The sequence below is a fragment of the Sphingomonas sp. CFBP 8760 genome, from assembly GCF_014841615.1.
GTDB lineage: Bacteria > Pseudomonadota > Alphaproteobacteria > Sphingomonadales > Sphingomonadaceae > Sphingomonas.
Window position 1 is genome coordinate 315,373 of record NZ_JACYUG010000004.1, and the last position, 7,910, is coordinate 323,282.

6 protein-coding genes are annotated in these 7,910 nt (G+C 65.2%); 3 read left to right on the forward strand and 3 right to left on the reverse strand.

Annotated elements, in window-relative coordinates:
- Positions 1–407: 407 nt before the first annotated feature.
- Both IFT82_RS07885 and IFT82_RS07890 read right to left on the reverse strand, forming a co-directional pair.
- A complete protein-coding gene (locus IFT82_RS07885) occupies positions 408–1,028 on the reverse strand; it encodes a LolA family protein (protein ID WP_192125752.1) in 621 nt (206 codons plus the stop codon).
- A 282-nt stretch (positions 1,029–1,310) separates the two neighbouring features.
- The gene (locus IFT82_RS07890; protein ID WP_192125753.1) at positions 1,311–1,964 is read right to left on the reverse strand and encodes a hypothetical protein; all 654 of its coding nucleotides are present in this window, start codon (positions 1,962–1,964) and stop codon (positions 1,311–1,313) included.
- A 520-nt stretch (positions 1,965–2,484) separates the two neighbouring features.
- On the opposite strand from IFT82_RS07890, the gene IFT82_RS07895 reads away from it, so the two are divergent.
- Positions 2,485–2,943 carry a hypothetical protein gene (locus IFT82_RS07895; RefSeq protein ID WP_192125754.1) on the forward strand — a complete coding sequence of 153 codons (459 nt, stop codon included), beginning with the start codon at positions 2,485–2,487 and terminating at the stop codon, positions 2,941–2,943.
- Between the two features lie 657 nt (positions 2,944–3,600).
- Here IFT82_RS07895 and IFT82_RS07900 read toward each other — a convergent pair.
- Positions 3,601–5,970 (reverse strand): DNA translocase FtsK, encoded by a 2,370-nt coding sequence (locus tag IFT82_RS07900; protein WP_192125755.1) that lies wholly within the window; start codon positions 5,968–5,970, stop codon positions 3,601–3,603.
- Between the two features lie 142 nt (positions 5,971–6,112).
- Between IFT82_RS07900 and IFT82_RS07905 the strand changes: the two genes are divergently transcribed.
- Both IFT82_RS07905 and IFT82_RS07910 read left to right on the forward strand, forming a co-directional pair.
- A complete protein-coding gene (locus IFT82_RS07905) occupies positions 6,113–7,327 on the forward strand; it encodes a UbiH/UbiF/VisC/COQ6 family ubiquinone biosynthesis hydroxylase (protein ID WP_192125756.1) in 1,215 nt (404 codons plus the stop codon).
- Between the two features lie 46 nt (positions 7,328–7,373).
- Positions 7,374–7,736, forward strand: a complete 363-nt coding sequence (locus IFT82_RS07910) for a PilZ domain-containing protein (RefSeq protein WP_192125757.1) — start codon at positions 7,374–7,376, stop codon at positions 7,734–7,736.
- Positions 7,737–7,910 lie beyond the last annotated feature (174 nt).

Consider the following 7,910-nt stretch of genomic DNA (forward strand, 5'->3'; position numbering starts at 1 on the left):
TGGCGAGACGTCACCGGCGAAAAGTCATCGGCGGAAAGTCGCGGTGGAAAGTCACGAACGTCGCATCCTACAGGCCCTCGCGCGGGGGTGGCGCGAGACGGCATAAGGCGGCGGGGCAGCGGGCGGGATCATCGCGACCGGTCTGGCAGAACCGGCGGCTGTAGGACAGCGGCCGGTGACCGGACACGAAAAGGCCCTCGCTCCGGGGGCATGGAACGAGGGCCGACTCAGCGTTCGTCACGCAGGCGGGATATGGGTCTAACCCCGGGCAACAGGGGGGAAATCCCGGGTGCCCCACATCCGCGAGACCGGCATTAGCGGCGCGAACCTGTCGGCCAGATGAATGGTCAGCGAAAACACCCTTTGTCGCATCCCTTTCACGACCAACCGAGTATCGCTGCTGCGAATCAATTGCGCGCGGTGCGGCGCGGGTCGGTCCAGCGGAACGCGTTGGCGGCGACCGGCGCGCCGTAGCGCTGGTTGGACAGGCGAATCGTGGTGCGGTTGTTCTGGCTGTCGAGCGCGACCCAGCCCTGCAGGCTCAACCCCGCCGGCGCGGCGGGGTTGCGCGCGAAGACCAGGGTGATGACGCCGTATTCGGGATGTTTGGGATCGCGCGCCTCCACCGAGACGAGCCGGCCGTCGCCCGGCACCATCTTCGCGAAGCCGGCGATGTCGCGTTTGGGATCGAGCAGCACGCCGAGCGGCGAATTGCGGATCGGCCAGCGCTGCACCTGCCGCACCGAATAATCGACGAAGGTGAGCGCGCCGCCCTCGGCGACGATCAGCAGCGGCACGCCCTTTTCATACTGGAAGCGGATGTTGCCGGGCTGTTTCCAGGTCAGCGTGCCGGTCAGCACCTTGCCGTTGCGGTCGGCCTGGGTGAAATCGGCGGTCATCGTGGTGATGCCCTGCAGATGGCGCTGCACGGTGGCGAGGTCCGATGCCTGCGCGGCGGCGGGCACCGCGGCGGGCGCGGCGGCGATCAGGACGAGAGGGGCTAACGGAACGATCGAGCGGAACACCATGCATACTCCTTGCGGCCGCCCATCTCGCGGCACCGGCTTGAACCCGTCGTGAACCCGCGACGCGGCGGCATGGTCCCTTTCGTTTTTCGGGGGCGTGGTCGGGGTGCGGGATGACGACCGGATTTCGTGCGGGGACGCCGGCGTGTTCGCCTGTGCCCCGCCCTCTTGTTATCGCGCCTGAACGGGGTCGAGTCGGTCTGACGTTCTCACTTCGGGTTCCCCATTGATAACGTCACAGGCGCAGCACTTGGTCCCGGGCCTTGGCGCTGCCGTCCGGCTTGGTCAAACCCTTGCCGGTTGCGAATCCGTCGTGTCGTCCAGATAGCTGAGTGCTTTGTCCAGCCAGTCTCCGGGAAAGGACTTTATGAGGCCAGCGTAGGTACTGATCATGTTTTTTGCATACTCCGGGGTAATTTCGCCCGTTAGAGCACCCGACATTCGGCCCATCTCGATAGCACTCGTCATTTGAGTAAGGCTGTTTTGCAGTTCCTCAGAGGGTGGGCCGTTGCCGCCATCGTCTACGACAGCGGTCAGTCCCCGTATCGATATAATATTATACCCTGTCGTTGCACGAATAAAGCCAACATCTTTTGACGTATAATTATAGCCTAGCTGATAGGCGGCAGAAGAATTACCAGACGAATAAGCCTTTGACTCTTTCACGGCTTTCAGGATGTCTTCCTGGGTGATAGTCCATGGTTTTCGCACAGTGCCGCTATCGACTAACGCCGTATCAGTCATGCTTAACAATTCGCTGGCCGTGCTAGAGGACAATAGACCTTCGGACTGAGCTGCAGCTGCAGACTGCGATATAGTATCGGCAGATTGCGGAGACGGCGTTTTCAGATCAAACTGATCGATGATTTGCGTCGATCTTGCGGATAAACGAGGATCGATGAGTAGTGCCTCATAGCCGATATTTGAACTTACGATCATATAACACCCCTTCAACTGTTACTCGCGCAATGCCCGCTGCGAAGCAGGCCATCTGTGAATCGCTGCGACAAGCGCTCCGTCTTTTCTACTATTATAGGATGCAACCTGGCGTTTCTCGTTGTTCGATCCCAATAGGAATGCCCCGGCCGTCTCGCTGAACCTTCTCGATCGGGAAGGGCCGCCGCGCCACATAAGGTCGGCTATCGCCGATGACTTCCCTGAGAGCGGCCCTTCTGCTGTTGCCCAAAGCCGGACGCTCCGGTTAGCGATCCGAGCTTTCGATAACGGCCATTCGTCAAGCGCGACATTTCCCGTTTCTCCGTCTCCGACAGGCCATTTCGGGAATGAGTAATCGGGAACAGATTTTGGGAAAGGGAGTGCTCTGGACGGCTTTCGGCGCGATCACGCCGGCGACTGTCCCGCTGTGGGTTCCCAATTGGGAAGGTAGCAGAGAGAGCATGGCCAATGCCGAAGCCTATGTGTAACCTCGACGGGTAACGTGCCAGCTAAGGCGATGGTGATGGTGGTTCTGTTTCTCGCTTTCTGGAGCGCCCTTACTGCCGCTAGGGGTACGCCTGTCGGCCGGCTGTTGCATCGGGTGATGGTCGAGATTCCAGCGGCCACCATTAATTCCACCACGCGCGGCCATATGCTTCTGGCTGCGGGGGCGTTTGGCTTTATCTGTATCGTCACGTGGTTTGGTGAAGCTGATGGTCTAAGAATGTTGGGCATGGCTGTGCCCGATGCCGCAGCATGGGTCACCACTTTCGAAATCACTGCGTATCTCGATGTAATATCCGCGCTTATTGCTGTCTCTACAGCCACACGGTTGAGGGCAATTAAGCTTCAGGTACTTACGGCCATTATGCCGCGATTTCATCGACTAGCTGGAAAACCCCGCAGCCGAAGCATACGCCAACGATGCCGCGCAAAAGCTGCAAACGATGATGACGGCGGAGCGGTCGCACTCGCGAGTTAAGCCGAGTTTGGGTCTGCGTACTTACACTGCGAGCCAAGCCTAAAAATTGTGATCAAACCGCGCGGCCAAGTGCCGCTCGGCTGCGGGTGGTGTTTATGACGTTCGGATTTCATACAGTAATCGATGCGCTTAGCTGGGCTATCGTCATGCTGCTGGGAATAAAGGTAGCGGCAACAATCATACTATTCGGCCGCGACAAGACTACGTGGTTTCATGCCGGATGGAGCGCAGGCCTTTGGTGGTTTACAAAGGTGACGCCGATACTTGCCGTGCCCTGCATGATCGCAATTGCCCTGCTACAAAACAAAATTGGAGATGCTTGGGCATACGGGGGTCTTATGGTTTTCGTCCTCATCGCTGTTCCAGTCGTTATCTGGCGGCGATTCTACCGGGCTTCGTCTTCGCGCGTTGAGCCAATTGGATAGTGGTTCCCGTTTCACCATCCTTTTTGGGAAAGGCGGCGGCGCACTATGTCGACTATCGCCATCGGCGTTCCCGTAAGCGGATGATCTGCTCACCACCACTTTCAGACGTTCCGGCGCCGGCCGGTTCGGGTTGTGATGGCGGGCGGCATCGGCAGGGATGGGATGAATCATATCCGACCGGTGAGGGCGGCGGGATCGGCGGCGGGCCGATCCGCATCATCCGCCCCCGCCGTCAGATCGCGTGGCCCTCGGTGTCGCGCAGTACCTCGCGGCGGCCGACATGGTCGGGGCGGCCGACGATGCCGTCCTTCTCCATCTTTTCGATCAGGCGGGCGGCGGAGTTGTAGCCGATGCGGAGCTGGCGCTGGAGCCAGCTGGTCGATGCCTTCTGCGATTCGCACACCAGCTGGATCGCGGCGCGATATTGCTGCTCCTCCGCCGAATCCTCACCCGTAGGCGCGCCTTCCAGCGCGAAGCTTTCCGCCGGTTCCTCGGTGACGGAGGAGATGTAGTCGGGCAGCCCCTGACCGCGCCAGTGATCCGCGACTGCGCGCACCTCGTCGTCGCTCATGAAAGGGCCGTGGACGCGGACGATGCCCTTGCCGCCGGGCATGTACAGCATGTCGCCGCGCCCCAGCAGCTGTTCGGCACCCTGTTCGCCCAGGATGGTGCGCGAATCGATCTTGCTGGTGACGTGGAAGCTGATCCGGGTCGGCAGGTTCGCCTTGATGACGCCGGTGATGACGTCGACCGAGGGTCGCTGCGTCGCCATGATGAGGTGGATGCCCGCCGCGCGCGCCTTTTGCGCGAGGCGCTGGATCAGGAATTCCACCTCCTTGCCTGCGGTCATCATCAGGTCGGCGAGTTCGTCGACCACCACCACGATCTGGGGCAGGGGATCGTAGTCGAGCTTCTCCTCCTCGTAGATCGGCGCGCCGGTATCGGCGTTGTAGCCGGTCTGCACCTTGCGGCCGAGCGGCTGGCCCTTCGCCTTCGCCGCGCGGACCTTGTCGTTGAAGCCCGCCAGGTTGCGCACACCGACCGAGGACATCTGGCGATAGCGGTCCTCCATCGTCTCCACCGCCCATTTCAGCGCGCGCACCGCCTTGGCCGGATCGGTGACGACCGGCGAAAGGAGGTGGGGGATGTCGTCGTACATGATGAGTTCGAGCATCTTGGGGTCGATCATGATCATGCGGCACTGGTTCGGCGTGAGCCGGTAGAGCAGCGACAGGATCATGCAGTTCAACCCCACCGATTTGCCCGAGCCGGTGGTGCCCGCGACCAGCAGGTGCGGCATCGGCGCGAGATCGGTGATGACGGGATCGCCGGCGATGTTCTTGCCGAGGATGATGGGCAGCTGCGCGGCCTGATCCTCGAACGCCTGGCTGCCGACCATCTCGTGGAACGACACGGTTTCGCGGCGGGCGTTGGGCAGTTCGATGCCGATGACGTTGCGGCCGGGGATCACCGCGACGCGCGCCGAGATCGCCGACATGTTGCGCGCGATGTCGTCCGCCAGCGCGATGACGCGGCTGGCCTTGATGCCGGGCGCCGGTTCCAGTTCGTACATCGTCACGACCGGGCCGGGCCGCACCTCGATGATCGAACCCTTGACGTGGAAATCGTCGAGCACGTTTTCGAGCAGGCGGGCGTTGCGCTCCAGCCCCGCCTTGTCGATCACGTTGCCGGCGGAGGGAGGCGCGGGGACGAGCAGGCCCAGCCCCGGCAGCACGTAATTGTCGGGCCGGTCGGTCGGTTGCTGGCGCTTGGGCGGGGCGGAGGCGAGGGTGGGCGCGGCCGGGCGGTCGGCGATCACCGGCGCGGGGCGGGGGGCGGCGTCCTCGTCCGGGCGGGGCAGCGCGCGGCGTTTCAGGTCGAGGGGTTCGGGATCGGCCTCCGCCCCGGCGACGTCGTCTGCATAGGGGGGGGCATAGGGGTCGGCATAGGGATCGTCGGCGTAAGCGGCGTCGGCCTCGTCGCCGGCCATGACCGCGCGGCGCGGGCGGCGCAGGCGCCAGCGATGCTCCGACAGGTCGATCTCCAGACTGCGAGCCCAGATGACGACGCCGGCGATCCCCGCGACCAGCCCGACCGCGCGGGCGCCCCACAGCATCACCAGCGGCTCGCCGGTGAAGGCCAGCGCCCAGTCGGTCGCCCCCGCCACCGCGATGCCGACGATCCCGCCCCAGCCCGCCGGCAGCGCCAGCACCGCCGAGGTCGAGATGAAGGCGAGCGCGCTGGCCATCAGCGCCACGCCCAGCGTCGCGCCGCGCAGCATCCGGCCCCAGCGGCCCGGCGGCACATCACGCCACAGGCGGGAGGCGACGATCGGGCCGACCGGCAGCAGCGCCGCGACGACGGGGCCGAACAGCGACAGCAACAGGTCCGCGATCCACGCACCGGGCAGCCCCAGCAGGTTGGCCGCGCCCTGCCCGGCGGCGGTGTTGATGGCGGGATCGCCAGGATGATAGCTGGCCAGCGCCAGCGCCAGCGCCAGCGTGACCATGCCGATCGTGACGGCGGCGATCAACGCGCCGCTGCGCACCGCGCCGGCCTTCACCGTCTCGCGCCACAACGCCGGCTGCGCCTGGCTGGCCATCGCCCTGATTCCTTAGAAATATGATCCGGATTGAGGGGCAGAATCATCGGCCTTTGCGTTCATCCCGTCAAGTTTCCGGGAACATTGGCCGTCCGCGTGGCGGAACATTGGCAGCCCGCCGCCGGGGGAGTAGGACGGACGCATGGATAACGATGTCATCATCCTCGGCGGCGGACTCGTCGGCTCGACGCTGGCGCTGGCGCTGACCGCCTCCGGCCTGACCGCGGCGGTCGTCGACCCGGCCGATCCGGCGGTCATGCTCGCCCCCGGCTTCGACGGCCGCGCCTCCGCGATCGCGAGTGCCAGCGGGCGGATGCTGGAGGCGATCGGGATCGCGCCGGCGCTGGCGGGGCAGGGCTGCGCGATCCGGCAGATCCGGGTCAGCGACGGACTGGAACCCGGCAAGCTGGATTTCGTACCCGATGCCGACGATGGCGCGCTGGGCACGATGTACGAGAACAAGCTGCTGCGCCGCGCGCTGTTCGACGCCGCCACCGCCTCGCCCGCGATCGACCTGCGGATGAAGACGCGCGCGACGACGGTGGAACGCGGCCCGCACGGCGTGACCGCGACGCTGGACGACGGCAGCACGCTGCGCGCGTCGTTGCTGGTCGCGGCCGAGGGGCGGAATTCGCCGACGCGCGCGGCGGCGGGGATCAACGTGGCGCGCTGGTCCTACGATCACGCCGCGATCGTCGGCGCGTTCCACCACGAACGCCCGCACGAGGATATCGCGTTCGAGATATTCTATCCCGCCGGGCCGTTCGCGCTGCTGCCGCTGGTCGACGACGCGGTCGGCCACCGGTCGGCGATCGTGTGGTCGGTGAAGGCGGAACACGGGCCGGGGCTGGTCAAGCTGTCCGACCGGGGTTTCCTGGCGGAGGCATCGGCGCGGATGGGCGGGTTCCTGGGCGAATTGTCCGCGCCCAGCCCGCGCGCCAGCTATCCGCTGGGGTTCCACCATGCCGCGCGGATCACCGCGGACCGGCTGGTGCTGGTCGGCGATGCCGCGCACGGCATCCATCCGATCGCGGGACAGGGGCTGAACCTGGGGATGCGCGACGTGGCGGCGCTGGCGGAGGTGCTGGTCGAGGGCCGGCGGCTGGGCCTCGACCTCGGCGATGCGCAGCTGCTGGCGCGGTATCAGCGGTGGCGCGGGCTGGATACGCTGGCGGTGGCGGCGGCGACCGACGGACTGACGCGGCTGTTCGGCGTGCCGGGGCGCACGGCCAGCGCGGTGCGGCGCTTCGGCATCTCCGCGGTCAACGCGATCCCGCCGCTCAAGAACCGTTTCATGGCGGAGGCACGCGGGGAAAGCGGCCAGTTGCCGCGATTGCTGCAGGGGTTGCCGGTCTGATCCGCGGTTAACGGGGCGGCAGGATTTCGGGGTTAGTACCGGCGGCATGACCGACGACGACTCCCTGCATGGCCGCGACAAGCGCAGCAGCGTCATCATCCGCGCGAGTGTGATCGTGGCGGGGATGCGCCTGGAACGCCGCGTTCGCAATCTTTCGCTGCACGGCGCGTGCATCGACAACCAGAACGACCTGATCGTCGGCGCGACCGTCTATGTCTCGATGGGGGCGCTGGACGATCTGGCTGCCGAGGTGATGTGGGCGAGCCCGCGACTGGCGGGGCTGCGCTTCACGCTGCCGATCGACCTAGAGGCGGCCCGGCGCCCGCGCGGCACGGGCACGGTGGCGAGCGCGGGCTGGATGCGCGACGTCGACAGCGCCTATCGCATCCGGGGCGGTCCCGCACGTTAGGGCTGGATGACATCAGGTTGAACCGGATGTTCGTCGTTGCGAGCGGAGCGAAGCAATCCGGGGCGTCTTGGTCCGGCGCTGGATTGCTTCGCTCCGCTCGCAATGACGGATGGGGTTAGACTAGAGCGTTTTCCGGCCGACCTGAGTCGAAGGGGATTCACACGGGCGTGCTGA